This is a genomic window from Blastomonas sp. CCH9-A1 (assembly GCF_001557175.1).
Lineage (GTDB): Bacteria > Pseudomonadota > Alphaproteobacteria > Sphingomonadales > Sphingomonadaceae > Blastomonas > Blastomonas delafieldii_A.
This window is the reverse complement of record NZ_LSHM01000011.1, coordinates 33,374-59,287: the sequence shown is the minus strand read 5'-3', so window position 1 is coordinate 59,287 and position 25,914 is coordinate 33,374. Positions and strand designations below refer to the sequence as shown.

Below are 25,914 nucleotides of genomic sequence, written 5' to 3'. Positions count from 1 at the left end.
CAGGTCATGCGGCGGGTTTGATGACCTGCCGCATCACCGCAGCATAGCCGGGCGCGATGGTCATCCGCCCGGCATGCCCGCCCTCGACGAGCATGCGGTGCGCTTTGGGCAGATTATAACAGGGCAGCCCCATGAACAGGTGGTGCTCGCTATGGAAATTCACCCAATAGGGCGCGACTGTCGCCCTCTCCAGCAGGTTCGCGTGCGTGGTGCGCGCATGGGTGAACGGGTCCTCGCTGCCCGTGCTGGTGCAGGCATGCTCGGCGATATTGCGAATGCGCAAGTAAAGTTGAAACGTGGTCGCCAGCGAAATCAGCCAGATGAGATAAGGCAGCGCGCCCAGCCCCGTCGCGAAGGACAGGGCCAGCAGCACGACCTGCGCGGCGAGAAACCGAAGCGTTACCTTGCCGATGAACAGATTCTGTTCCTTCGCACCCGGTCCGAAGCCCTTGATCGCCATCGCAAGTTGCGCGCCGCGCTGCTTGATGAAGGTCTGGCCGGTGAGGTCGCGGAACACCTTGCGCATCAGGCTGGCGCGCGTGGTGGGGAAGGGCGCGGAGAGCGACAGGTCCGGGTCCTCGGGCTGCTGCGTATAGCGATGGTGCGTCAGGTGATAGGTGCGATAGGCGTGCAGATCGGTGCCCATCGGCACGCCGGTGATCCATTGGCCGACCCAGTTGTTCACCGCGCGATTGGGGTGGAGTAGCCCGTGCGCGCCTTCGTGCATCAGGATGGCGAGGCCGAGCTGCCGTCCGCCGATCAGCAGAACCGCGATCACCCAGGCCCACCATGTGCCGAGCCAGGCCGCGCCGCAGGCGAGCGCGACGATCGTGATCCAGGCGTGCGCGACCAGCGCGAGACCCTTCCAGCGCGACACGGCGGTGAGTTCGCGAAACGCTTCGCGCCCGAAGATCTGAGACGGATTGGCGGCCTTGACCAGCGCCATGATGCTCTCCCGATGCGCTTGGTGCGCTTTACGTTTGCGTCAGTCTAGCATTGCTCGATGAAAGCGCAAACCTCGTGATTCCCACTAGATTCGTTATCGACTCATTTCGTCACCCCCGCGAAAGCGGGGGTCCCGCTAATGCCTCTTCCTCGGCGCAGAAGCGGGATTCCCGCGTTCGCGGGAATGACGAAAAAGGTTGAAGGGGCGTCGGTTGCGCGCAAATGCTGGCAAGATGTCGCAGCATCTACAAACGCATCCCGCATTCCCTGGACCCACAGGCGTCAGCCTGTCGGTTAGCTGGTCCATATCGCAAAACCAGACGCTCACCATCGCCTACCACGTCGCCGACCCGGGCAATCGCATTCTCTGGCCCGCCCCGGCACAGGGCCGCAGCGATGGCCTCTGGCAGCACACGTGTTTCGAGGCGTTCATCGGTTCGACCACCGGCCCCGCCTATGCGGAGTTCAACCTCGCGCCCTCGGGCGCCTGGGCGGCCTATGCGTTCGACGATTACCGCTCCGGAATGCGCGATCTCGCCGTGAGCCGCGACCCGCAGATCGCGGGCGCGGGCGGGCTGTGGACCGCCACGATCCCGCTCGCGGAGCTCAACGCGCTGCTCGGCCCGGCACCCTGGCGGCTGGCGATCACCGCTGTTATCGAAGCGCGCGACGGAGCCAGGAGTTACTGGTCGCTCGCGCATCCGCCGGGCAAGCCCGATTTTCACCACCCGGATTGTTTTGCCGCGCGGCTCGGCTAAACAGCGCGCATCATCTTGCAGCGAGGCCCCCATGCTCTTCGGTATCGATCGTCTTCTGGCAGAGCCTGATCTGCGTACGCCGCTGAAAGGCCGCCGCGTCGCATTGCTCGCGCATCCTGCATCGGTCACTGCCGATCTCGTGCATTCGCTCGATGCCCTTGCCGCGCTCGACGACATCCAGCTGACCGCCGCGTTCGGGCCGCAGCACGGGCTGCGCGGCGACAAGCAGGACAATATGGTCGAAAGCCCGGATTTCACCGATCCGGCGCACGGCATCCCGGTGTTCAGCCTCTATGGCGAAGTGCGCCGCCCGACCCCGGCGATGATGGGCAGCTTCGACGTGATCCTGATCGACCTGCAGGATCTTGGTTGCCGCATCTACACCTTCGTCACGACGCTGCTCTACATTCTTGAGGCGGCGGCGGAGCACGGCAAGTCGGTCTGGGTGCTCGATCGGCCCAATCCCGCCGGGCGTCCGGTCGAGGGGCTGACATTGCGGGAGGGCTGCGAAAGCTTTGTCGGGGCAGGGCCGATGCCGATGCGCCACGGGCTGACGCTGGGCGAGATGGGGCACTGGTTCATCCGGCATTACGGGCTCGATGTCGATTATCGCGTGGTCGAGATGCAGGGCTGGCAGCCCGAGGCCGCGCCCGGCTTCGGCTGGCCGACCGACCGGCTCTGGGTCAATCCCAGCCCCAATGCGCCCAATGTCAACATGGCGCGCGCCTATGCCGGCACGGTGATGCTGGAGGGCACGACACTGAGTGAGGGCAGGGGGACGACCCGCCCGCTCGAGCTGTTCGGCGCACCCGACATCGACGCACGCGCCGTGATCGCGAAGATGCATGCTCTCGCGCCCGAATGGCTGACCGGCTGCGCCTTGCGCGAGATCTGGTTCGAACCGACCTTCCACAAGCATGTCGGCCAGCTCTGCCATGGCGTGCATATCCATGCCGAGAGCAAGTTCTACGACCACCACGCCTTCCGCCCCTGGCGCGTCCAGGCCTTGGGCTTCAAGGCGATCCGCGCGCTCTATCCCGATTACCCGCTCTGGCGCGATTTCCCCTACGAGTACGAACTCGGCAAGCTGGCGATCGACGTGATCAATGGCGGTCCGGGGTTGCGCGAATGGGTTGATGACGCGAGTGCGCAGCCGGGTGATCTTGATTGCCTTGCCCGCAGCGACGAGACTGCCTGGCAGACAGTGGGCGACTTGAAGCTTTATTAAGCATCACTGTTATCTGCAAATCATTGCAGTAATTGCGGTATTTGACGCGTCTTAAGCCGGGCAATTCGTGCTTACCAAATTTTCATTCGACTCAACTAAGTCGATTTTATGGACGCGATTTACAAAATTGAGGTCGATCCGGTAAACAATATTCTCCGGCAGTATCTCGCTGGTTTCTTCGAACCGGCGGATGTCGAGCGCTTTGTCGCAGACCGCAATGCCGCCTTTGGCCAGCTGACCTGCGGGCCGAACCAGCATCTGGCGCTGGTCGACGCGCGTCACGTGAAAATCCAGCAGCAGGATGTCGTCCAGGCCTTTCAGGCGGTGCTGTCCAATCCGCCGCTCCGGTCACGCAAACTGGCATTTGTCGTCTCCCGCTCGCTCGTCCGCAAGCAGTTGCAGCGCGCCGCCGCAGGACGTGATGCGCGCTTCTTCTACTCCGTCGCGGAGGCAGAGGCCTGGCTGCTGGGCAGGGATGCCGCGCCGTCGCGCAGCATGGGGGCGACTGCGCCGGAGCGATATCTGGCCTAACGATAGCCGACCGCTTTTGGCTCTCCGCGATCGATTACCAAATTTTCACGACCACGGGATATCCAGCCGATATGGGGGCAATTTTTCGAATCACAGTCGATCCATCGACCAACATGGTGCGGCAATATCTCGCTGGCTTTTTCGAGGCTGCGGACGTCGAGCGGTTCGTTGCGGCGCGCAACGCGGCGCATGAGCGGCTGACCTGCGGTCCCAACGAGCATGTGACCCTGGTCGATGTGCGCGACATGAAGATCCAGCCGCAGGAGATCGTGCAGGCGTTCGGCGCCGTGCTCGCAGGGCCGCGCTACCGCTCGCGCAAGCTGGCCTTTGTCTTCTCGCAATCGCTCGCCCGGATGCAGCTGATGCGCGCGAGCGAAGGGCGCGATGCGCGGATGTTCACCGATATCGACGAGGCCGAGACTTGGCTGCTTGCCGCGGACGATGCAGAAAGCAGCATCGCGGCCTGAGATCTAGTTGCCGGCCAGGAACGCGCGCGCTTCGTTGTGCGCGGTCGGATTCTCCTCGGCTTCCTCCGGCAGTTCCAGCGCGCGCTGATACAGGCGGCCCGCCGTTGCCCGGTCGGTCGCGGCGCTGGCAGGGACGGCTTCGGCGCGCTCGAGATGGTTGCTGGCGGCAGACGCGCAGATTTCGGCGCTGGGTCTGGCCAGGTTGAGACAGGCCTGATCGAAGGTTTCGACCAGCTGCGCGAGCTCGGTGCTGCTCAGCTTCGCGGCAGGCTCGTACAGCCGCCAGCAATGCTCTTCGGCTTCGGCGAGGCAGGCCTTGATGTCGGCAAGGAAGAGGAGCCCGCTGTCGACCGAGCGGATCGGCGGCGCGGCCCGCATCAGATCAGCCAGGCCGCTGCAATAGCCGAACTGGATCGCGCAGGCACGATCGAGAAACTCGTAACGCCTGTCCCAGCCTTCCGCGCTGCTGTCGGTGCCGCGGACGAGATCGGCCGCCAGTGCGCAACCGTGCACGGCGCCGCCGCTGCACGCCTTGTCAGCCAGTGCAGCGATGCGGGCGGTGTCCTTGGGGCCGAGCCGGGCGAGCAGCCATTCGCCGAGCATCGCGCATGCTCCGACCCGCTCCTCATCACAGGCGCTCGTAAGGGCCGGATCGACGGCAGCCTCGAACCGCGCCGCCAGCGCCGGGTCATGGACCGCAGAGGTGGAAAGCCCGGTCAGCGCGGCGCCCTCGATGCAGGAGGGACCGTATTTCAGCTCGAAACAGGCCTTTGCGAGCAGCGTCACCGCGCGGGGCTTGTCGATCATCGCGCTGTTGTTGGCCAGCATGTCCGCCAGGCGATGGCACGCAAGCGGGTTGCCGGCCTCGCAGCCGCTGGTGAAGATCGTCCGTGCCCTGGTCCAGCGCTCGGCGGCTAGCCTCAGGTCCTGGCGCTTGTCGTGCCGCCGCGCAGCGATATCGGCCTGATGCTCGCATCCCATGCCCAGCCCACCTTCGCAGGCCGAGCGAAAGGCGGCAGCAGCCAGATTGATCTCGATGGGTTCGCCTATACCGCGTTCCAGCGCGATTCCGCGGACCAGACAGGCATCGGCCTTGCCCGCCTGGCAGGCCGCGGCCGCAGAATCGACCTTGTCTCGAGCTATGACCGATCCATCGGGCATGGTGACCTGCCCCAGGGCCTGCGCCGGTGCGCACCACGCCAGAACGGTCACTGCCAGCCAGGTCAGAATGCGCATGATGCCCCTTTCGCGTCCGCCCCAGGTCAAAGGCGAACGCGCGCGGTTCGTCAAGATCGCGGAACGTCCCCTAACCATATGTTTGCGCTTGGCCGTCATGCTCGCGCGCGATGACCGCAGAGCAATGGCTGACCCGGATATTCGCAGATCGCGCGCCGCGCCGCTTCGGCAGCGGCTGGTGGAGCGGTGTGCTTTCGATCGCGCTCGGTCTGCTCAGCGTGGCGGCGGTGCTGTGCCTTCATTTCCCGCAATGGCTGACCATGCCCGAATTGCGCGGACGCTATCCGCTGCCGCTGGTGCGCGGTGCGATCGACAGTGCAATCCTGGTGACGCTGGGGCTGGCGGGACTGTCGATGCTGCTGAGGCAGCGCAAGGCGCTGGGCCTGGCGGGACTGGGGCTGGCCGCGCTCGCGCTGGCGCTGGGGGCAGGCGGAGTCGCCATTCCCAACGCCCGCCCGACCCGGGTGCATATCGGGCTCGACTGGTTCGTGCTCGGCACGCTCACCACAGCCGCCCTGTTCGTCCCGCTCGAGCGGGCCTTCGCGCTGCGGCGCGAGCAGGGGCCGTTCCGCAAGGGATGGCTGACCGACGCGACCTATTTCTTCATGAGCCATGCGCTGGTGCAACTGATGTCCCTGCTGGTGCTGGTGCCAGCGACCTGGGCGGGGCAGAAGCTGGCCGTCGTGCCGGTCCAGACGATTGTCCAGGCGCTGCCGCTGGCGGTGCAGTTCGCGCTGATCGTGCTGGTCGCCGATCTGGCGCAATATGCGGTGCACCGCGCCTTTCATGCGGTGCCGCTGCTGTGGCGCTTTCACCGCGTGCACCACTCGGTCACGCAGATGGACTGGCTCGCCGGATCGCGGCTGCATCTGGTCGATGTCATCGTCACCCGAGGCCTTGTGCTGCTGCCGATCGTGATGCTCGGCTTCGATCCCGTTGCCGTCTTTGCCTATCTGGGCTTCGTCTCGGTGCACGCGGTGTTCATCCATGCCAATTTCGCGCCGCGCAGCCCCTTGCTGGAACGCTGGATCGCCATGCCGCGCTATCACCACTGGCACCATGCCATCGAACCTGCGGCATCGGACAAGAATTTCGCGGTCCATCTGCCAATGATCGACCGCTGGTTCGGAACGCATTACATGCCGGACCAGATATGGCCGAATGGCTATGGTGTTGCCGGACTTGTTCTGCCCGACGGCTATGGCAAACAGTTTCTTTCACCGCTTGCAAATCCGCGCCCGACGGATGGCATTTGATTAACATGGATCAATTTGCAGAATAATGTCCAGATTTCGGCAGAATAGCCTGGCTCTGGCCTTGGTCTGCGGCTGCACATTTCATTGGACGTCATGCCATTTGGACGCATAGACCAGAACTGGAACGAACGGCGCTGTCATTGTCAGGCTGGTGACTGACGAGCGATTCGTGGAAGCGGGAGCATCTGGTGGATCAGGTTCGGGCTTCACGCGTGCAGGAGGCAACCGATGCCGCCGAACTCGATGCACTTTACGCCCGGGCGCCGCTGGGCCTCGGGCTGATCGACCGGGAACTGCGCTTTGTGCGCGTCAATCCGGCACTGGCGGACATGAACGGGTTTTCGCCCGAAGAGCATGTCGGCAAGAAAGTGTGGGATCTGGTTCCCGATCTGCGCGCGATCGCAGAGCCGATGCTGCTCAAGGTGATCGAGACCGGCGAACCGCTGCGCAATGTCGCCATCACCGGCACCACGCTGGCCCATCCCGGCGAAATCCGCGAATGGCGCGAGCAATTCTATCCGATCTTTGTTGGTGAAGGGCAGGTCAGCGGCATCGGCATCATCTGCGAGGATGTGACCGATCGCCGCCGCCAGGATCGCGAAATTCGCGAGCGCGAGGACAAGCTGCGGCGCGTGCTCGACCAGCTGTTCGCCTTTGTCGGCGTGCTGACGCTCGAGGGCCATGTCGATTATGCCAATCGCGCGCCGCTCGACGCGGCCGGATTGCAGCTTGCAGATGTCGCAGGCAAGCCCTTTTGGGAAGCGCCCTGGTGGTCCTATGACGCCGAAGTGCAGGCGCGGCTCAAGCTCGCGATCGAAGCCGCCCGCGCGGGCGAGCTGGTGCGCTATGACGTGCCGGTGATGCTCGGCGATGCGCCGGTAACGATCGATTTCCAGCTCGCCCCCTTACGCGATTCCTCCGGCGCGATCACCGGACTGATCCCTTCGGGCACCATCATCGAGGAACGGGTGCAGGCGCAAAGGGCGCTGCGCGCCTTGGCGGATGATCTCGAAATCACCGTCGCGCGGCGCACGGCGGCGCTGCATGCAGCGAACGCGCAGCTGAAAGAGGAAATCGCCCAGCGCGAGGCGGCGCAGGAGGCGCTGATCCGCAGCCAGAAGATGGAGGCGATGGGCCGGCTGGTCGCGGGCGTCGCGCATGATTTCAACAACATCCTGGCGGCGGTGCTGAGCGGCTTGTCGCTGGTCGGGCGGCGCCTCGACGACCCCGAGGCGCTGAAGCTGGTCGACATGAGCACCAATGCCGCGATGCGCGGCACGGGGCTGGTCAAGCAATTGCTTGCCTTTGCGCGGCAGCAGCGACTCGATCCCGAGCGGATCGACGTGTCGGCCTTTCTCAAGGAACTTGAGCCGCTGCTCGGGGTCTCGGCGGGGTCGGGGATCAGCGTTGCGATCGAGGACGATGGCTCCTGCGGTACCATCATCGCCGATGCCGCACAGCTCCAGTCGGCGCTGCTCAATCTTGTCATCAACGCGCGCGATGCCATGCCCGATGGCGGGGCGGTGCGCCTTGTCGCCCGTGCGGTACACGCGCCGGGCGACGAGGCGCTGCCCGAGATTGCAGAGGGCGACTATGCCGCGATCAGCGTGATCGATAATGGAACCGGCATGGCTCCCGAGACGCTTGCGCGGGTGGCTGAACCGTTCTTCACCACAAAGCAGGTCGGCAAGGGGACCGGCCTTGGCGTGCCGATGGTGCATGGCTTCACGCATCAGTCGGGCGGTGGCCTCAAGATCGAGAGCGAGCTCGGCAAGGGCACAGCGATGACGCTGTTCCTACCCCGCGGGACCGATGCCGATGCACGAGCGGACTTCCATATGCAATCAGGCGCTGCCGGGCTCCCCGACAGCGCCTGACCGTTCCCTCCCTCCCGGAAGTCAGAAATCGAAGCGGAATGAGGCGGAGATCGTCCGTCCATTGATCGCCCTGGCAAAGCCGATGCCATTGGCGGGCACGCTTGCCTGATTCACCTCGAAAATGCCCAATGTGTTGAACACGTTGTTGGCGTTGACCTGCAGGCTTCCGCCGTTGAACAGCTTGACCTGGCCGAAAAGGTCGACCGTGGTGAAGCCGGGCATCACCAGCAGGTTCGAATCCTGCGCGAAGCTCTTGGTCACGCCGACGATGCTGGCACCGATAACGGCGCGGCCCAGATCGACCGAAGGCGTCGCAAAGAACGTCCAGTCGGGCTGATGGCGCGGTTCCTTCCCGGTCAGCGTGGGATCGAGCAGGTCTCGGGTGATCTTGGCCTTGGTGTAGGTCGCGCCGATCATCAGGCTGAACGGACCCTTGTGCACCCCGCCTTCCATCTCGATGCCGGTGGCGCGGTAGCGCCGGTCGGTTCGGTTGGCCGCGCCGTTGATCACATTATGGTCGGCCGCCGTGACGCGGAACGCCGTGGCGTTGAAGGTGAAGCCGTCCTTGCGGAACTTGAAGCCGCCTTCAAGCTGCTTCACGTTGTCCTGCTTGTCGATGTTGCTGCGGATGCCGCCGGTGGCATTGTTGATCAGCGGCGTGAACAGCACCTTGTCGGCATTGGCGCGCGCGCCCTTGCTGTAGCGCGCAAACAGCGAGAAAGGCTCTGCCGCGCGATAGTTGATCCCGCCCGAATAGCTGAGATAGCCGTAATTGTAGTTCACCGCTCCGGGCTGGGTGAACGGCAGGAAGGCCACCCGTCGTTCGGCCGGGTTGATCGTCCCGTCGCGGTTGATATCCTGGGTGATCAGACCGACGCTGCCGTTGTTGAGGTCCGCGCCGACCAGCGAACCGCGTACGCGACCGGTATCGTAGCGCAGGCTCCCGCCGATCGCGAACTTGCCGAACTGGTAGTTGACCGATCCATAAGGTGCGAACACCCTGTAGTTCACGTCAAACGCACGCCGGAACAGGCTGGTCGCGCGGGCAAAGGCGAAATAGCCGTTGAGCGTCTGCGGCTGACCTGCCGCATTGAAGATATCGACCTGTGCGGTGCCATTATTGCCGTTGGCATCGATGTTCATCGCGGTGTGGAGCCAGGTGGTGTTGAGGTCCTGGGTTGCCAGATAGGCCCCGAGCGTGGTGGTCAGCTTGCCGTCGGGCAGTTCCCACACCTTCGAAGCGCGGACATCGTTGGTGAAATTGTCGAGCGAGCGCGCCCGCACGAACGAGAAGAAATAGAGCGACAGCAGACCGTTGCCGTTGATCAGGCCATTCGGGTTGATCAGTTGGCCTGCCAGCGGGCCACTCGCATAGCGCGCAAACGCTCCGACCCCGCCCTGGCCAGCTGCAAAGGCCGACACGGTATTGGCGGTGTTGGGGAAGCCGCGGCTGAAATCGCCGCCATTGGCCGCATAGCGCATGCGCTCGGTGATCGTCCAGCCGGCCACCTCGAACTGCGCCTCAAGCCCGATCGATTTGGATTCGGCGCTCTGGCCAGTGGCCACCGGGAAGGCGGCAGGGCTGTTGTTCTGGTCCAGCGTGATCACCGGGCCCAGGAACGAGGACAGGATGGTATCGTCGCGCAGGTCGAAGCCCGGGAAGCTGCGGATACGCGGATTGGCGTTGGTGCCGGTGATATTGGCGAAATAGGGCGCGAAGGTCGGCGAGCGGTCGTCGAGATATTTCAGGTACAGCCGGACATAGCCGTTCTCGAACTCGCGGGTGATGTTGAACTTGACCTGGCCGCCCTTCCAGCCATCGAAGCCGTTGTTGCGCGGGCCTTCGCCCTGGCGATAGAAGCCGCCGATATGGAAGCGGGTGTTCTCGCCGAGCTTGCCGCCATAGGTGAAATCGACGCGCTTGGTGTCGAAGTCGACCCCTGTGGTGAGCTGAACCGAGCCGCCCTCGACATCGCCGGTGCGCGACAGGATGTTGATCAGGCCGCCGGGTGAGTTCGAGGCAAAGGTGGAGGCCGAGCCGCCGCGGATCGTCTCGATCGCGTTCACGGTCAGGTCGTTGCGCAGGTAGACATCCGCGCCGACGTTGAACAGATCGGCAAATTCGAGCAGCGGCAAGCCGTCTTCCTGGATCTGCATGTATTTCGATCCACCGGCGGCGAGCGGAAGCCCGCGCACGGTATAGTTGTTGTTGCCTTCGCCGATGCTGGTCGCGACGCGAAGGCCGGCCATGGTGCGCAGCACCTCGCCGATCGGGCGCGGGCCAAGCAGCGTGATGTCATCGCCGCGCAGCGCGCTGGTCGAGGTCGCGCTATCGAGCCGGTCGCGGCCCTTGGCGACGCCAGTGGAGAAAAGTTCCTGCGCGGGTTTTGCGGCAGCGCCCCCCGATTGCTGCGCAGCATCGGCCTCTGCTGCCTTGGTCGCGGCGCTATCGGTGATCGCGCTCTCGGAAGCCGTGGCGGAGGCCGTTGCCGCCCATGCCGGCGCGGCCAGCGCGCAGTAAGATGTAACCAGCAGCAATGCTGTCTTGGACATGATGTATTTCCCCTGCTCAAGCCAGCGCCCTCACGCCGGCATCCTCTTGTCAGGGCTGCTCCCTTGCCCCGACGCTTCAACGGCTATGCGGGGTTGGTAAATTTTGTGTTTACTCCAAAATTGAGGGGTTTGCGTTCAAAGCGTTGAAAAATATATCATTTTCTTTGGCGGCTTTTGGAGGCAAAAATACAATTTAACGGCTTTGGGCTTTCTCTTCTGTGCTCTCACCCGCACAAATAAGCCGCCGCCGCGCCATTGCGAATCGAAGCAATCACCTTGGTGGACAGTCGCGAGGATGGGTCAGGGAACAGGCGATTTTGATATCCGCTACCCGCCCAAGCACTCGCCGTCCTTTTGCCGCCAACTCACATTTGTGCTAATGTGCGTATACCAGCCCGGAGTCCGGATCATGAGCCGTCTCACTATCGACATCACCGATCAGCAGCACCAGAGCCTGAAGGCCATGGCTGCGCTGGAAGGCAAGACCATCAAGCAATATGCACTTGAACGTTTGTTTCCCGCTGGCGCCGACGACCAGGCCTGGAGAGAACTGCAAACCCTGTTGAATGAACGGATCGCCAATGGTTTGGCTGGCAAGCTTTCACCCAAGACGTTCGAGCAGATTGTCGATGACGAGATGACGATAGATCGCAAGGCGTGACCAGCTATGTGCTGACAGCGGATGCCGAGCGCGATCTTCGCGAGATCGTTCGTTACACGCGCAATCAATGGAGCGAGACGCAGGCCCGCCATTACGTTGCCAAATTGTCGTCAGGGATCGAGAAACTCTGCGCTGGGAAAGGGGCCATCAAGCATTTGAGCACCATTCACCCACATTTGCGGATGGCGCGATGCGAACACCATTACGTTTTCTGCCTGGCAAGGGAGGAAAAGGTGCCGCTGGTAATTGCAATTCTGCACGAAAGGATGGACGTGATGGCGCGCTTGGCTGAGCGCGGTTTACTGTGAGCCAGCTTTCAGCGTCCGGACTGCGCTTGCCGGGGCACCAAAGCTCTATGTGCATCCATACCAGCGGATAAAAGCTGTGTCCGCCGATAGCGAACTGCCTGAGCAGCGATCGCATTCTCGATGAAACTATCCATTTCCCGATCATCCAGAGGCCGGAGGTTAGATATCGATAATGTATCCAACTTGAGCCCAAGTTCGCCGGAAGGGATGCAGATAGTGATTTCACCGCTAATGTCTGCGCGGCCAATAGCCTCATCGATCGATCTGCGATTCACTTCAACTAAGGTGCTGTCTAACACCTTCTGCGCGGAAAGACTGGTCTGGACGATCGGGTAGATCTCATCCGAGGCACCGGCAACTACGTACGCGTTGCCTGATATCAAGTGAATGTCCGCATGGTCCAGATTCACCGCCGATCAGCGGAACACCCCATTTGCATCCGGGCACTGGTTCGAGCCGAGTTCTAAACCGCAACCGCTCAACAGTACGGAAAAGCCAACCATCCAATGCTTCAAGCTGACGAACCGAGCGAGTTTGATAGGACTCCGCAGCCATGGATTGGATTCCATGATGCGGAGCGCCACCCTCACTGATCCAGAAAACTCCGCATCTTGCGTGACCGGCTCGGGTGCTTGAGCTTGCGCAGCGCTTTCGCCTCGATCTGGCGGATGCGTTCGCGGGTCACCGAGAATTGCTGGCCCACCTCTTCGAGCGTGTGGTCGGTGTTCATGCCGATGCCGAAGCGCATGCGCAGCACGCGTTCCTCGCGCGGGGTGAGCGAGGCGAGGACGCGGGTGACCGTTTCCTTGAGGTTCGCCTGGATCGCCGCGTCCACCGGGATGATCGCGTTCTTGTCCTCGATGAAATCGCCCAGGTGCGAATCCTCCTCGTCGCCGATCGGCGTTTCGAGGCTGATCGGCTCCTTGGCGATCTTCATCACCTTGCGGACCTTTTCGAGCGGCATCGAAAGGCGCTCGGCCATCTCTTCCGGCGTCGGTTCGCGGCCCTGTTCGTGCAGGAACTGGCGGCTGGTGCGCACCAGCTTGTTGATCGTCTCGATCATGTGCACCGGAATGCGGATGGTGCGCGCCTGATCGGCGATCGAGCGCGTGATCGCCTGACGGATCCACCAGGTCGCATAGGTCGAGAATTTGTAGCCGCGGCGATACTCGAACTTGTCCACCGCCTTCATCAGGCCGATATTGCCTTCCTGGATCAGGTCGAGGAACTGCAACCCGCGATTGGTATATTTCTTCGCGATCGAGATCACGAGGCGGAGGTTCGCCTCGACCATTTCCTTCTTGGCGATGCGCGCCTCGCGCTCGCCTTTCTGCACCATGTTGACGATGCGGCGGAACTCACCGAGCGACATGCCGGTGGCTGCCGCGATGTCCGAAATCTCGGCGCGGATGCGATCGACCGCGCTCGCCTCGTTGGCGACGAAATTCGCCCATTTCTTGTCGATGCCGGCCATGGATTCGAGCCAGGCCTCGTCCATCTCGTGCCCGACATAGCGGTCGAGGAAATCCTTGCGCGGCACCTTGTGACGCTCGGCCAGGCGCAGCATCTGCCCGCCCAGGGCGGTGAGGCGACGGTTGAACGAATAGAGCTGGTCGACCAGATATTCGATCTTGTTGGCATGGAACTGCACCGATTCCACCTCGGCGGTCAGGTCCTCACGCAGTTTCTGATACTGCTTTTCCTTCGCCGCCGGGAAATCGTCGCCGATGCTGAGCGCGTTCAGGCGCTCGCCCTGGATCTTCTCGAACTTGCGGAAGAGGGCGGTAATCTGCGCGAACTTCTCGAGCGCCGCGGGCTTCAGCTGCGCTTCCATCTGCGCGAGGCTGAGCGTGTTGTCTTCCTCGTCATCCTCTTCGGGACGACGCGTGCGACGCTCGGTCAGCTCGTCTTCCTCGTCCTCCGAATCGGTGACTTCCTCGACCTCGTCCTCGTCCTTGAAGCTGGGGCCTGCGGTCTTCTCGCTGATCTCGCCATCATCCTCGCCGTCCTCGGACAGGCTTTCGGGCGCGGGATCCTTGGAGAGCATCGCATCGAGATCGAGAATCTCGCGCAGCTGCATCTCGCCATCGTTGAGCGCGGTCGACCATTCGATGATCGCGTGAAAGGTGATCGGGCTCTCGCACAGGCCCAGGATCATCGTGTCGCGGCCGGCCTCGATGCGCTTGGCGATCGCGATTTCGCCCTCGCGGCTGAGCAGCTCGACGGCGCCCATCTCGCGCAGATACATGCGCACCGGATCATCGGTGCGGTCCATCGTCTCCTTCTTCTTTTCGGGAGAGATGTTGAGCTGTTCCGAACCGTCATCGACCGCGTCGCTGTCGTCGACCGGCTGTTCTTCCGCGCCTTCCTCGTCATTCTCGACGATGTTGACGCCCATTTCGGAGATCGCGGACATCACGTCCTCGATCTGTTCGGACGACATCTGGTCCTGCGGCAGCGCCTCGTTCAGCTCGTCATAGGTGATGTAGCCGCGCTTCTTGGCGCGCGCGAGCAGCTTCTTGACCGACGCTTCGTTGAGGTCGATCAGCGGGGCATCGGTGCCGTCGGTCTTGGGGTCTTTCGGTTCCTTGGCCAATTTGCGTACTTCCTGTCACCTGTGCCGCCGCGGGCTGCGTCCAAGCCTGCGGAGAATTTGCTTTGTTATCAGACCCAAAGGGTCCGTTTCAAATATTTCGCGCTCGTCCCGTGTCCGCCTTGATCGCATGGGGTCTGAACCGCGGCGAGGGCATGCAGCCCGTCCCGTGTCAGCCTCGCTCCGTCAATTCGATCAGGCGCTGGTCAAACGCTTCCTTTCTTGCCCTTAGCTGCTGCTGCTCCAAAAACAAACCGTCTTGCATGTCATTTTCGAATCGGCGCGTCACATCCTGCAACGCCGCCTCCAGCCTGGGGCGGGTAATCATCACTTCGATCGCCTCGGCAAAGTCTTCCGCAATCCGGGCCTCGCGCAGTTGATCGGGTGGCTCGATCGCCGGGATGCAGAAGGAAAACGGCGGCTTTCCGCCCGATTTCAGCCTGTCCACCGCGTCTGCCAGCCCCCTGGACTGCAATATGGTCATCAGCGTGGGCGGATCAAGACCATCTGCACCGGGCCGGTGCGACGCATCGAGCAGCGCATCGAGCAGGTCGGCCCAGTGGTCGGCAAGCGTGACGAATTCGCTCAGCGTCTCGCTGTGCCGCGCGATCAGCGCCGGACGGTGGATCAGCCCGATCAGCACCCCGCGCACGATCAGGTCGCTCATCGGCTGGCGGCTGAACGCGCGCAGCTCCTCGCTCGGCGGCACGGGCTCGTCGCGCCGCTGCCAGGTTTTGCCCGAAGCACCGCGCTGTTGCGGCGCGCGGGCAGGCGAGGGCGCGCGTGCGGCGAAGAACAGGTCGGAAAAGCGCTGGCCGATCTCGCGGCGATAGAGCGCCTTGATGTCGCCATCGGCAATCGTGTCGGCATGCGCGTTCAATCGCGCCTTGAACCCCGCGCGTGCCTCCGGACTTGTCAGCGGCTGCGCGTTCAGCTCGTGCGACCAGAGGTGATCGAGCAGCCCCGTGGCCTGCTCGAGGCACGCGGCAAAGGCCTGCGGGCCCGAGGCACGCACCAGATCGTCCGGGTCCTGTCCGCCGGGCAGCGAGACGAAGCCCAGCGACAGGCCCGGCTTGAGCAGCGGAAGGGCGCGCGTCGCGGCGCGCATCGCCGCCTTCTGCCCGGCATTATCGCCGTCGAAGCACAGCAGCGGGCGGTCGACCATCTTCCACAGCCGCTCGATCTGATGCTCGGTGAGCGCAGTGCCGAGCGGCGCGACGCATTCGCCGAACCCCACCTGGGCGAGCGCGATCACGTCCATATAGCCTTCGACCACCACCACACGCCCGCTCTGGCGCGAAGCGGGGGCGGCGAGGTGCAGGTTGTAGAGCGTGCGGCCCTTGTCGAACAAAGGCGTGTCGGGTGAGTTCAAATATTTGGGCTCGCCTTGGCCCAGGATGCGGCCACCAAAGGCGATGACGCGCCCGCGCGGATCGCGGATCGGGATCATGATGCGCCCGCGAAACCGATCATAGGGCGGTTTGTCGTCGACCTTGATCAGCAGCCCCGCCTCGATCAGCAACTCCTCGTCGAGATGGCCGAGCGCCGACCTGATGCCGGTGCGGCTGTCGGGCGCAAAGCCGATGCCGAACCGGGCGATTGTCTCCGCCGTCAACCCCCGGTTCTTCAGATAGGCGCGCGCTTCCTCGCCGGCGGCGCTGCCGAGCTGCGCGACAAACCAGTCCTGCGCCGCCTGACAGACATCGTGCAGCGTTGCGCGCGCCTCGGCCTGGCGCGCAGCACGCGGATCGGGCGCGGGCACGCTCATCCCCGCTTCGGCGGCGAGCTCCTTGACCGCGTCCATGAAGCCCAGGCCCTGATGATCGGTCATGAACCGGATCGCATCGCCATGCGCCCCGCAACCGAAACAATGGTAGAAGCCCTTGTCGTCGTTGATCGTGAAGCTGGGCGTCTTCTCGTTATGGAAGGGGCAGCACGCCTTGTACTCCCGCCCCGCGCGCTGCACCTTCACGTGCCGCCCGATCAGCGTGGACAGCGTGATCCGCGATCTGAGTTCGTCCAGCCATTGCGGGGATAGGGTCATCCTGCCTGGATCAGCCCGCCAGGGCCTCCTTCACCCAGGCGCTGGCCTTGCTCATGTCGAGTTCGCTGCCGTGGCGCGATTTCACTTCGGCCATGACGCGCCCCATGTCCTTGAGGCTGGCCGCGCCCGTATCGGCGACCACCTTGGCGATCGCGGCCCTGGCGGCGGCCTCGTCCATCTGCGCGGGCAGGAATTCCTCGATGACCGCAACCTCGGCGGCTTCCTGCGCAGCGAGTTCGGCTCTTCCGCCCTGTTCGTACATGGCGATCGATTCGCGGCGCTGCTTGATCATCTTCTGCAGCACTTCGGTGACCATCGCATCGTCATCGGCAGGGGCTGCCTGGGTGCGCAGTTCGATATCGCGGTCCTTGATCTTGGCGAGGATCAGCCGGACGGCCGCCGTGCGCTCCTTGTCGCCCGCCTTCATGGCAGAAACCTGCGCAGCTTTCAGCGAATCGCGAATCATGCGCGCGAACCTTTCTTTTCCCGTGGATTTTGGAACAAGCGTTCAACCTAGCCGGATAAAAATGTTTTTCATAGATTGACCGTGCAAGCCCCGCGCGCCTAGTGACCCGCCAATTTGGCCGCTGTCCGGCAGGAAGCGTCTCGGGGCTATGGCCCGGCCTTGTCCTGCCATATCCTGCGGCCCGGCACATTCGCGACTCATACCGCAAGGCAAGGAACACGATCCATGGCGCACGCCACCACCTCCGCTCAACCCCAAGGCGCGACCGGCCTGTTGCTGCTGGCCGATGGCACCGCGATCTGGGGCAGGGGCTTCGGGGCCGCCGGGGCCAAGGCGGGCGAGGTGTGCTTCAACACCTCGATCACCGGCTATCAGGAAATCCTGACCGATCCCAGCTATGCCGGGCAGATCATCACCTTCACCTTCCCGCATATCGGCAATGTCGGCGCGAACCCCGAGGATATCGAGGCGGACGTGCCGCATGCGCTGGGCTGCATCGTGCGGCAGGACGTGACCAACCCCAGCAGCTTCCGCTCCGCGCAGCATTTCAGCGACTGGCTGAGTGCCAATAACCAGATCGGCATTTCGGGTGTCGATACCCGCGCGCTCACCCGCCGCATCCGCGAGGCCGGCGCGCCCAATGCCGTGATCGCGCACGCGCCCGATGGCGTGTTCGACATGCCCGCGCTGCTGGCACTGGCGCAGGGCTGGCCGGGGCTCGAGGGCATGGATCTCGCCATCGAGGTCACGGGTGCCGAGACGCGCGGCTGGGATGGCGGCAAATGGACTTTGGGCCATGGCTATGCCGCGATGGGTGAGGGGGCACGCCCCCATGTCGTCGCGATCGATTATGGCGCCAAGCACAATATCTTCCGCTCGCTGGTAGAGGCGGGCGCGAAGGTGACCGTGGTCCCGGCCAAGACCTCGCTGGAGGACATCCTGGCGCTGGAACCGGCGGGCGTGTTCCTGTCGAACGGCCCCGGCGATCCCGCCGCGACCGGCGTCTATGCCGTGCCGGTGATCCAGGGCCTGCTCGAACGCGACATTCCGATCTTCGGCATCTGTCTCGGCCATCAGCTGCTCGGCCTCGCAGCCGGCGCGCGCACGATGAAGATGCACCAGGGCCATAGAGGCGCGAACCATCCGGTCAAGCGGCTCGAGACCGGGGTGGTCGAGATCACCAGCATGAACCACGGCTTCGCGGTCGACGCCGCGACACTGCCCGCCAATGTCGTCGAGACGCACGTGTCTCTGTTCGACGGCAGCAACTGCGGCATCGCCTTCACCGACAAGAACGCATTCGGTGTGCAATATCACCCCGAAGCCTCGCCGGGACCGCAGGACAGCTTCTATCTGTTCGAGAAGTTCGTGAGCGGCCTCACCGCTCCGGCGACCGCCGCGTGACCCTCAAACTCCCCCCCGTTGACCCCGCCCGCATGGAGCAGGAATGGGCCGCCGATCAGGACGTGCTGCGCAATCTGGCCGCCAATGGCGATCAGGCGAGCATCCGCCGGTCGGTGGACGTGAGCTTTCGCGGGTCCGAGGAAAACCTCGAGCGGTTGTCCGAGGCGGCGGAGGAGCTGGGGCTGACCGAACTGGGCCATGAGGACGATGCCGATGGCGGCGATCCGTGGTTGTTCCTGGAGCGGGTGCAGGCGGTGGACGAGAAATCGATCCGCGCGCTCACCGAGCTCTGCCTGCAGATCGAACAGCTGTTCGACCTCGAATATGACGGCTGGGGCTGCGAAGCCCAGACCGGCACGGTGCATTGATGATGCGGTCAATCCTGCCAGGGATTGATCAGGCGGATGCCCGTCCAGGCGAAATCCGTCGTATTGCGCGTGGCGACGGGAATGTTGCGGACAATGGCCTGCGCGGCGATCTGCGCATCGAGCGTGTTGCCGCCCAATGTGCGCTGCGCCGCAAGCTGGCCAAAGACATGCGCGTCGTGGCGGTCGAACGCGATGATGCGATCGACATAGTCGGTTTCCAGTTGCGCCAGCCAGCGTTCCAGACGCGACCGGAACGATTGGGCGCTGGGCTTTTCGAAGCCCGCGCGGATTTCGGCAATGACGAGCACGGACAGCAACAGGCGCGCATCATTGTCGGCGAGCCAGGCGATGACGCCGGGCTCGCCATTGCGGGACACCATCTCGCTCCAGACGTTGGTATCGACCAGGATCACGCAAAGTCTTTCGGATCGAACTCGAAGTTGGTCAGCGGCTCCGGCTTGCGCGGTTCGGGCTCCCAGTCGATGCCGCGGCCCAGTTCGATGAGCCGTTCGATACGCGCGCGGCTTTCGGCCTTGGCCTCGGGCGTCTGTTCGGGCGGGAAGCTCTGGAACGGCACCGATGCATCAGCGACCGTCGATGCAACAGGGGCCATGCCCGCCGCCTCGATCACCAGCTGGCGCAGATGTTCCTCCATCGAGCGACCATGCGCGGCAGCGACCTGGCGGAAGCGCAGCTTGGCCTCGTCGGGCAGATTACGAACGGTCAGGCTGGCCATCGCCGCCTCCTCGAAATGATTTCAATGCAATCAATGTATACAAAGAGAGCACGATAAACAATGCCCAAGCGCAGCGACATAGACAGCATCCTGATCATCGGCGCAGGCCCGATCATCATCGGCCAGGCGTGCGAGTTCGATTATTCGGGCACGCAGGCGTGCAAGGCGCTGAAGGAGGAGGGCTATCGCATCGTCCTCGTCAACTCCAACCCCGCGACGATCATGACCGACCCGGACATGGCCGACGCGACCTATGTCGAGCCGATCACGCCCGAGATCGTCGCCAAGATCATCGCCAAGGAACGCGCCGAGCGGCCCAATGAGAAGTTGGTGGTGCTGCCGACCATGGGCGGACAGACCGCGCTCAACACCGCGCTGGCGCTCGATGCCAATGGTACGCTGGCCAAATATGATGTCGAACTGATCGGCGCCAAGGCCGAGGCGATCGACAAGGCCGAGGACCGGCAGAAATTCCGCGAGGCGATGGACAAGATCGGGCTGGAATCGGCGCGCTCGGGCATCGCGCATACGGTGGAAGAGGCGCTCGCGGTGCTTGAACGCACCGGGCTGCCGTCGATCATCCGCCCCAGCTTCACCATGGGCGGCACCGGCGGCGGCATTGCCTATAATCGCGACGAGTTCGTCCAGATCGTCACCGGCGGGCTTGATGCATCGCCGACCACCGAAGTGCTGATCGAGGAATCGCTGCTCGGCTGGAAAGAATATGAGATGGAGGTCGTGCGCGACCGCAACGACAATGCCATCATCATCTGTTCGATCGAGAATGTCGATCCGATGGGCGTGCACACCGGCGATTCCATCACCGTCGCGCCCGCATTGACGCTGACCGACAAGGAATATCAGATCATGCGCTCGGCCAGCATCGCGGTGCTGCGCGAGATCGGCGTTGAGACGGGCGGATCGAACGTCCAGTTCGCGGTCAACCCCAAGGACGGCCGCCTGATCGTCATCGAGATGAACCCGCGCGTGTCGCGTTCGTCGGCGCTGGCGTCGAAGGCGACGGGCTTTCCGATCGCCAAGGTCGCGGCCAAGCTGGCGGTGGGCTATACGCTCGACGAGATCACCAACGACATTACCGGCGCGACGCCTGCCAGCTTCGAGCCGACCATTGACTACGTAGTCACCAAGATTCCGCGCTTCGCCTTCGAGAAGTTCAAGGGATCGAGCCCGTTGCTCGGCACCGCGATGAAGTCGGTCGGCGAAGTGATGGCGATCGGCCGCAATTTCCAGGAATCGGTGCAGAAGGCGCTGCGCGGACTGGAAACCGGCCTGTCGGGCTTCAACTTTGTCGATCATCTCGTCGGCGCACCGCACGAGGACATCGTTGCGGAACTCAGCCAGGCGACACCCGACCGGCTGCTGATCGCGGCGCAGGCGCTGCGCGAGGGGATGACGGTGGAGCAGATCCATGCCGTCGCCAAGTTCGACCCCTGGTTCCTCGAGCAGATCAAGCAGATCGTCGATGCCGAGGCCGAGGTGCTGGCCAATGGACTACCGCGCGATGCGGCGGGGATGCGCCGCCTCAAGTCGATGGGCTTTTCCGACAAGCGCCTCGCCTATCTCGCGCTCAAGTCGGCGAACCTGCGCCCCGGCATGGGGCATGCGCTGGCGCGCGGATCGGGCATGGTGCGCGATGCCGTGGTCGCAATGACCGGCGGCGTCACCGAAGAGGAGGTGCGCGCGCTGCGCCACAGGCTGGGCGTGCGCCCGGTGTTCAAGCGCATCGATACCTGCGCTGCCGAATTCGCGGCAAAGACGCCCTATATGTACTCCACCTATGAGGCTCCGACCTTTGGCGAGCCCGAATGCGAGAGCCAGCCGACAACGCGGCGCAAGGTCGTGATCCTGGGCGGCGGACCCAACCGCATCGGCCAGGGCATCGAGTTCGACTATTGCTGCTGCCATGCCTGTTTCGCGCTCGGCGACGCCGGGTTCGAGACGATCATGGTCAATTGCAACCCGGAAACCGTCTCGACCGATTACGACACCTCGGACCGGCTCTATTTCGAGCCGCTGACCGCAGAAGACGTGCTCGAGCTTCTCGATGTCGAGCGTTCGACCGGCGAGCTGGTCGGCGTGATCGTGCAGTTTGGCGGACAGACCCCGCTCAAGCTCGCGCAGGCGCTGGAGGATGCGGGCATCCCGATCCTCGGCACATCGCCTGACGCGATCGATCTCGCCGAAGACCGCGAGCGCTTTGCCAAGCTGGTCGACAAATTGGGCCTGAAGCAGCCCGCCAACGGCATTGCGCGCAGCCGCGAAGAGGCGATCGCGGTCGCCAACCGCATCGGCTATCCGGTGCTCATCCGTCCGTCCTATGTGCTGGGCGGCCGCGCGATGGAGATCGTCGACGGACAGGCGCAGCTCGAAAGCTATATCGCCACCGCCGTGCAGGTGTCGGGCGACAGCCCCGTGCTGATCGACCAGTATTTGCGCGATGCGATCGAGGTCGATGTCGATGCGATCTGCGACGGCAGGGATGTCGCGATTGCGGGCGTGATGCAGCATATCGAGGAGGCCGGTGTCCATTCGGGCGACAGCGCGTGCACCCTTCCGCCCTATAGCCTGAGCAACGACATCATCGCCGAGATGGAGCGGCAGACGAAACTGCTCGCCGAGGGGCTGAAGGTGCGAGGCCTCATGAACATCCAGTTCGCGGTCAAGAGCGGCCAGGTGTACCTGATCGAGGTGAACCCCCGCGCCAGCCGCACCGTGCCCTTCGTCGCCAAGGCGATCGGTCAGCCGGTGGCCAAATATGCCGCGCGGGTGATGGCGGGCGAGATGCTGGCGAACCTGCCGACCATCGACCGCAATATCGACCATATGGCGGTCAAGGAGGCGGTTTTCCCCTGGGCGCGCTTTGCCGGGGTCGACCCGGTGCTGAGCCCGGAAATGAAGTCCACCGGCGAGGTGATGGGCATCGACAAGGATTTCGCCACCGCATTTGCCAAGGCGCAGATCGGCGCAGGGCTGACGCTGCCGACCAGGGGCACCGTGTTCATCTCGGTCAAGGACAGCGACAAGCCCGTGATCCTGGAAGCCGCCCGCGGGCTGATCGCGCTCGGCATGGACATCGTCGCTACGGGAGGCACTGCGCGCTACCTTTCCGACAATGGCGTGACGCTGACCGAGGTCAACAAGGTTGCGCAGGGCCGCCCGCATATCGTCGACAAGATCAAGGACGGCGAGATCGCGCTGATCTTCAACACCACCGAGGGCTGGCAGAGTCTGAAGGACTCGCAATCGATCCGCGCCAGCGCGCTGACGGGGAAGATTCCGTATTTCACCACGGCGGCTGCCAGTGTCGCGGCGGTCAAGGCCATGGCGTCGCTTGCGGCGACAAGCCTTGAAGTAAAGCCGCTTCAGGCCTATAATATACGGCCTGACGCTTGAGCCCCCCGACAAGTCGTTACCCTGATGCGGCCCCGTTCGAGGGCCGCTAAAGGCATTATTGTCGGACGTTCGGCTTCGCGTCGGCCAAGGATGAAGGGATATGCCGAATGGCAACCGTCGATAAGCTGCCGATGCTGGCAGAAGGTTATGAAAAGCTCTCGCGCGAGCTGAAGGCGCTCAAGGAAGAACGTCCACTGATCGTCGAGGCGATCGAGGAAGCGCGCGCGCATGGCGATCTTTCGGAAAACGCCGAATATCACGCCGCCAAGGAGCGCCAGGGCCAGGTCGAGGCGACCATCGCCGATCTCGAAGGCAAGCTGAGCCGCGCGCAGATCATCGATCCGACCACGCTGTCGGGCGACAAGATCGTGTTCGGCGCGACCGTGACGCTGCTCGACGAGGACGACAAGCCGGTCAAGTACCAGATCGTCGGTGAGGCCGAAGCGGACGCGCGCAAGGGCCGGATCAGCTATTCGAGCCCGCTGGGCCGCGCGCTGATCGGCCGTCAGCTCGACGACGAGGTCGAGGTGAGCGTGCCTTCGGGCGACAAGTTCTACCTCGTGTCCAAGATCGAGTTCATCTGAACCATGCCTGCCGTGCCGCAGCGGTCGGCAACCAATTTTCTCGTGATCGCCAATGTGCTAGTCTGGCTGGTGGGCTTTACCACCGGCTGGACCGAGACGATGCAGATCGAGGGCGGCTTCTGGTCCGCGCGGCTGCATGACGCGCTGTACGGGCATTCGAGCGCGCTGCCGGTCGATTATCCATGGGTCGTGCCGGTCTGGCTGACGCCGTTCACCTCGGCCTTTCTGCATGCCGGGCTGTTTCACCTTGCCATGAACATGCTGGCGTTGATCGTGATCGGGCGGATCGTTGAGCTGGCGCTCGGCTGGGAGCGCTATCTGCTGCTTTATGGCGCAGGGATGATCGCCGCTGCGGCCATGCATTACGTGATCGACCCGGTATCGATGGTGCCGGTGGTCGGCGCGAGCGGCGCGATTTCGGCGCTGATGGCGGCCTATTTCCTGCTCTTCTCGCGCCGCAAGCCGCCCGCGATCGGCCCGGTCCCGCAGATCGTCGTGCACATGGCCTGGCTGATGGCGGCATGGACCGGCATCAATCTGCTCAGCCAGTTCGCCTTTGCGGGCAGTGCGCTGGGGATCGCCATCTGGGCGCATATCGGCGGTTTTGCCGCGGGCCTGCTGCTCGCGGTGCCGCTCGTGCGCAGCCACCAGGTCCGGCGGCCGCGTCACGATATTCCCTGATCCGCTAACTCAGCTCGCCGGCGTTTCTTCCGGATCGAGCAGACGGTGCAGATGCACGATCACATAGCGCATTTCGGCATCGTCGACGGTGGCCTGGGCCTTGCTGCGCCAGGCTTCCTCGGCGCTAGCATAATCGGGATAGACGCCGACAAGGTCCATCTTGTCCAGTTCGCAATAATCGAGGGTTTGGGGGTCGCTGACGCGTCCGCCCATGACGAGATGAAGTTTGCTCATGTGAATATGCGTCCCTGACAGATGAAACGGATGCCGGGCGGCATCCTCTCCCGTGCGACAGGGTGTTGCGTGCCATGCCCCATCGCGTTGCTGGGGGGCGCCATAATGCGGTTGCGCGGGATTTTCCAGCCCTGTTGCGCGCTGTCAGCGCTTGCCGGTGCTGCGCAGAGCGTCGCGAGCCTTCTCTGCTTGTTCCCTGGCCTTGTCGGCCAGCGGCGCGGCGGCCTTGGTGATCGGCTTGCGCGCCAGGAACAGCCCGCCTAGCAAACCGGCCAGCGCGATCTTCCAGCGGTGCGTCCAGGCCAGCCCCGCAGCCTGATCGGCGGCATTGCCGATCTTCTCGGCGGCAGTCTCGATCGCCTCGTCGCGCAGATTGGCAGGGGCAAAGCGATCCTTGGCGCGGGCCAGGGCTTTTTGCCACTGGCTGCGCGCAGCGAGACGGCGCGCGGAAACCTCGGCTAGGCTTTCGACGCCTTCGTCATCGTGATCGTGGTCCGCAGGGGCTAGTGGCTCGGTCATGCAGCGGCTTTCGTCTCTTCCTCGTCGCTCGAAAACAGCGCGCCGATCTTGCTGATGCGGCGCACCGCAAGCCAGAAGCAAAGCACGGCCAGCATCAGCGTGCCCGCCACCGTTGCGCCCATGGCTCCCCAAGCACCGAGATAGGGAATCAGAGCAATCATCGTGCCGACGACCAGCGCGATCAGGGCGCAACTGATCAGCACCAGCCCGACAAAGGCGAGCGCTGCCATCGCGCGGACTTGGCGTCCGGCCGCTCCAGCGCGGGCCTTTTGAAAGTCTATTTCTGCATCGATCAGTTCGCGGCCATCGGAATAGAGGCCGCGCAACTGTTCGACCAGGCCGGGCTTGTCCGCTGCTGCCTCATGAGGAGGCGGAAGATCGGGTGCACCCGGAACTGGCGCGCTATCGGGAATGGGTTGGGTCACGCGCTTTGCGGTCCGGACTGGGCGCTCAACGCCGCTTGCCGAACACCGACGAGAGGAGCTTGGCGACCAACAGGCTGGCGACCGCAGCGATACCTGCGGCAGCAACCGGCTTGGTGCGGACGAATTCGCGCGTATCCTCGGCGATTTCCTCGACCGGCTTGGCGCGCAGCCGCTCTGCCGCATCGGTGACGCTCTGCGCTGCGCTGCGGGCATAGTCGCCATATTTGGGCCCGATATTGTCGTCGATCGCGCCGGCGCTGTCGTTCAGGATCTGTGCGATGCTGTTGACCGCATCACAGGCCATGTCCTTGACGTCACTCGCCACATCCTTGGCCTTGCCGCCCATGTCTTCGGGGATCATTGCGCTCACCTTTTCGGAAACCTGTTGAAATGCGTTGCTCGACTGCGCGGCGACGGTCGCACCGGCGGCAGCGACGCCGCCCGACACCAGCACTGCGCTGTTTGGCGTGGGGGTGACGTCGGCGGGTTTTTCCGCAGCGGGCTTGGGAGCCGCCTTGCGCTTGGGGGCGGCGGGCTTCGCGGCACCGTCACCAGTTGCTGCCTTTTTCGCACGCGGCTTTTTCGGCGCGGCTGCGGCCTTGGTTTCTTCTTCGGACATGAATTCC

General features: G+C 63.7%; 26 protein-coding genes. 13 read left to right on the top strand and 13 right to left on the bottom strand.

Annotation, left to right across the window (positions count from 1 at the left end; genetic code table 11):
- Positions 1 to 4: 4 nt before the first annotated feature.
- Positions 5 to 946 carry a fatty acid desaturase family protein gene (locus AX725_RS03175; RefSeq protein ID WP_066113994.1) on the bottom strand — a complete coding sequence of 314 codons (942 nt, stop codon included), beginning with the start codon at positions 944 to 946 and terminating at the stop codon, positions 5 to 7.
- A gap of 211 nt (positions 947 to 1,157) precedes the next feature.
- Here AX725_RS03175 and AX725_RS03170 point away from each other — a divergent pair, with 211 nt between their 5' ends.
- The 4 genes from AX725_RS03170 to AX725_RS03155 all read left to right on the top strand — a co-directional run bounded on the left by AX725_RS03170 (position 1,158) and on the right by AX725_RS03155 (position 3,929).
- Positions 1,158 to 1,703, top strand: a complete 546-nt coding sequence (locus AX725_RS03170; RefSeq protein WP_060979182.1) for a DOMON-like domain-containing protein — start codon at positions 1,158 to 1,160, stop codon at positions 1,701 to 1,703.
- Positions 1,704 to 1,734: 31 nt separating this feature from the next.
- A complete protein-coding gene (locus AX725_RS03165) occupies positions 1,735 to 2,931 on the top strand; it encodes an exo-beta-N-acetylmuramidase NamZ family protein (RefSeq protein WP_060979181.1) in 1,197 nt (398 codons plus the stop codon).
- 108 nt (positions 2,932 to 3,039) lie between these two features.
- Complete coding sequence (locus AX725_RS03160) at positions 3,040 to 3,462, top strand: hypothetical protein (protein WP_060979180.1); 423 nt, start codon at positions 3,040 to 3,042, stop codon at positions 3,460 to 3,462.
- 71 nt (positions 3,463 to 3,533) lie between these two features.
- Positions 3,534 to 3,929, top strand: coding sequence for a hypothetical protein (locus AX725_RS03155; RefSeq protein ID WP_066112475.1), 396 nt, complete (start codon positions 3,534 to 3,536; stop codon positions 3,927 to 3,929).
- Positions 3,930 to 3,932: 3 nt separating this feature from the next.
- On the opposite strand, the gene AX725_RS03150 is transcribed toward AX725_RS03155, so the two are convergent.
- The gene (locus AX725_RS03150; protein ID WP_060979178.1) at positions 3,933 to 5,165 is read right to left on the bottom strand and encodes an SEL1-like repeat protein; all 1,233 of its coding nucleotides are present in this window, start codon (positions 5,163 to 5,165) and stop codon (positions 3,933 to 3,935) included.
- 110 nt (positions 5,166 to 5,275) lie between these two features.
- On the opposite strand from AX725_RS03150, the gene AX725_RS03145 reads away from it, so the two are divergent.
- Positions 5,276 to 6,421, top strand: coding sequence for a sterol desaturase family protein (locus AX725_RS03145; protein ID WP_066113991.1), 1,146 nt, complete (start codon positions 5,276 to 5,278; stop codon positions 6,419 to 6,421).
- A 188-nt stretch (positions 6,422 to 6,609) separates the two neighbouring features.
- Complete coding sequence (locus AX725_RS03140; protein WP_082730748.1) at positions 6,610 to 8,298, top strand: PAS domain-containing sensor histidine kinase; 1,689 nt, start codon at positions 6,610 to 6,612, stop codon at positions 8,296 to 8,298.
- A gap of 21 nt (positions 8,299 to 8,319) precedes the next feature.
- Here AX725_RS03140 and AX725_RS03135 read toward each other — a convergent pair whose 3' ends face one another.
- The gene (locus AX725_RS03135; RefSeq protein ID WP_060979175.1) at positions 8,320 to 10,851 is read right to left on the bottom strand and encodes a TonB-dependent receptor domain-containing protein; all 2,532 of its coding nucleotides are present in this window, start codon (positions 10,849 to 10,851) and stop codon (positions 8,320 to 8,322) included.
- Positions 10,852 to 11,260: 409 nt separating this feature from the next.
- On the opposite strand from AX725_RS03135, the gene AX725_RS03130 reads away from it, so the two are divergent.
- Both AX725_RS03130 and AX725_RS03125 read left to right on the top strand, forming a co-directional pair.
- On the top strand, positions 11,261 to 11,512 hold the full coding sequence (locus tag AX725_RS03130; protein ID WP_060979174.1) for a type II TA system antitoxin, ParD family: 252 nt from the start codon (positions 11,261 to 11,263) through the stop codon (positions 11,510 to 11,512).
- The gene (locus AX725_RS03125; RefSeq protein WP_066113988.1) at positions 11,509 to 11,820 is read left to right on the top strand and encodes a type II toxin-antitoxin system RelE/ParE family toxin; all 312 of its coding nucleotides are present in this window, start codon (positions 11,509 to 11,511) and stop codon (positions 11,818 to 11,820) included. Before AX725_RS03130 ends, AX725_RS03125 begins: the two co-directional genes overlap by 4 nt.
- A gap of 8 nt (positions 11,821 to 11,828) precedes the next feature.
- Here the strand turns inward: AX725_RS03125 and AX725_RS03120 are convergent, their stop codons facing one another.
- The 4 genes from AX725_RS03120 to AX725_RS03105 all read right to left on the bottom strand — a co-directional run bounded on the left by AX725_RS03120 (position 11,829) and on the right by AX725_RS03105 (position 16,923).
- Complete coding sequence (locus AX725_RS03120) at positions 11,829 to 12,203, bottom strand: hypothetical protein (RefSeq protein ID WP_156440446.1); 375 nt, start codon at positions 12,201 to 12,203, stop codon at positions 11,829 to 11,831.
- 203 nt (positions 12,204 to 12,406) lie between these two features.
- Complete coding sequence (gene rpoD / locus AX725_RS03115) at positions 12,407 to 14,416, bottom strand: RNA polymerase sigma factor RpoD (protein ID WP_066044448.1); 2,010 nt, start codon at positions 14,414 to 14,416, stop codon at positions 12,407 to 12,409.
- 169 nt (positions 14,417 to 14,585) lie between these two features.
- On the bottom strand, positions 14,586 to 16,457 hold the full coding sequence (gene dnaG / locus AX725_RS03110; protein ID WP_060979170.1) for a DNA primase: 1,872 nt from the start codon (positions 16,455 to 16,457) through the stop codon (positions 14,586 to 14,588).
- A 10-nt stretch (positions 16,458 to 16,467) separates the two neighbouring features.
- Entirely contained in the window at positions 16,468 to 16,923 is a 456-nt protein-coding gene (locus tag AX725_RS03105; protein ID WP_060979169.1) for a GatB/YqeY domain-containing protein, read from the bottom strand.
- Positions 16,924 to 17,148: 225 nt separating this feature from the next.
- Between AX725_RS03105 and carA the strand changes: the two genes are divergently transcribed.
- Positions 17,149 to 18,327 carry a glutamine-hydrolyzing carbamoyl-phosphate synthase small subunit gene (gene carA / locus AX725_RS03100; protein ID WP_066044446.1) on the top strand — a complete coding sequence of 393 codons (1,179 nt, stop codon included), beginning with the start codon at positions 17,149 to 17,151 and terminating at the stop codon, positions 18,325 to 18,327.
- Positions 18,324 to 18,695, top strand: a complete 372-nt coding sequence (locus tag AX725_RS03095) for a ribonuclease E inhibitor RraB (RefSeq protein ID WP_060979072.1) — start codon at positions 18,324 to 18,326, stop codon at positions 18,693 to 18,695. The genes carA and AX725_RS03095 overlap by 4 nt, the downstream gene beginning before the upstream one ends.
- Before the next feature lie 8 nt (positions 18,696 to 18,703).
- Here AX725_RS03095 and AX725_RS03090 read toward each other — a convergent pair whose 3' ends face one another.
- Together AX725_RS03090 and AX725_RS03085 are read right to left on the bottom strand one after the other, a co-directional pair.
- Positions 18,704 to 19,108, bottom strand: a complete 405-nt coding sequence (locus tag AX725_RS03090) for a PIN domain-containing protein (protein WP_060979071.1) — start codon at positions 19,106 to 19,108, stop codon at positions 18,704 to 18,706.
- Positions 19,105 to 19,431: a FitA-like ribbon-helix-helix domain-containing protein gene (locus AX725_RS03085; protein WP_060979070.1), complete on the bottom strand. Its 327-nt coding sequence runs from the start codon at positions 19,429 to 19,431 to the stop codon at positions 19,105 to 19,107. Before AX725_RS03085 ends, AX725_RS03090 begins: the two co-directional genes overlap by 4 nt.
- A gap of 60 nt (positions 19,432 to 19,491) precedes the next feature.
- Here AX725_RS03085 and carB point away from each other — a divergent pair, with 60 nt between their 5' ends.
- The 3 genes from carB to AX725_RS03070 all read left to right on the top strand — a co-directional run bounded on the left by carB (position 19,492) and on the right by AX725_RS03070 (position 24,110).
- Positions 19,492 to 22,845 (top strand): carbamoyl-phosphate synthase large subunit, encoded by a 3,354-nt coding sequence (gene carB / locus AX725_RS03080; RefSeq protein WP_060979069.1) that lies wholly within the window; start codon positions 19,492 to 19,494, stop codon positions 22,843 to 22,845.
- Positions 22,846 to 22,952: 107 nt separating this feature from the next.
- Complete coding sequence (gene greA, locus AX725_RS03075) at positions 22,953 to 23,429, top strand: transcription elongation factor GreA (RefSeq protein WP_023836660.1); 477 nt, start codon at positions 22,953 to 22,955, stop codon at positions 23,427 to 23,429.
- 3 nt (positions 23,430 to 23,432) lie between these two features.
- Positions 23,433 to 24,110 (top strand): rhomboid family intramembrane serine protease, encoded by a 678-nt coding sequence (locus AX725_RS03070; protein ID WP_060979068.1) that lies wholly within the window; start codon positions 23,433 to 23,435, stop codon positions 24,108 to 24,110.
- Between the two features lie 9 nt (positions 24,111 to 24,119).
- On the opposite strand, the gene AX725_RS03065 is transcribed toward AX725_RS03070, so the two are convergent.
- From AX725_RS03065 to AX725_RS21125, 4 genes are all read right to left on the bottom strand, one after another.
- A complete protein-coding gene (locus AX725_RS03065; RefSeq protein ID WP_060979067.1) occupies positions 24,120 to 24,344 on the bottom strand; it encodes a DUF4170 domain-containing protein in 225 nt (74 codons plus the stop codon).
- Positions 24,345 to 24,488: 144 nt separating this feature from the next.
- The gene (locus tag AX725_RS03060; protein WP_060979066.1) at positions 24,489 to 24,863 is read right to left on the bottom strand and encodes a hypothetical protein; all 375 of its coding nucleotides are present in this window, start codon (positions 24,861 to 24,863) and stop codon (positions 24,489 to 24,491) included.
- Positions 24,860 to 25,288, bottom strand: a complete 429-nt coding sequence (locus AX725_RS20325) for a phage holin family protein (RefSeq protein ID WP_066046273.1) — start codon at positions 25,286 to 25,288, stop codon at positions 24,860 to 24,862. The genes AX725_RS03060 and AX725_RS20325 overlap by 4 nt, the downstream gene beginning before the upstream one ends.
- A 25-nt stretch (positions 25,289 to 25,313) precedes the next feature.
- Entirely contained in the window at positions 25,314 to 25,907 is a 594-nt protein-coding gene (locus tag AX725_RS21125) for a hypothetical protein (protein WP_060979064.1), read from the bottom strand.
- Positions 25,908 to 25,914 lie beyond the last annotated feature (7 nt).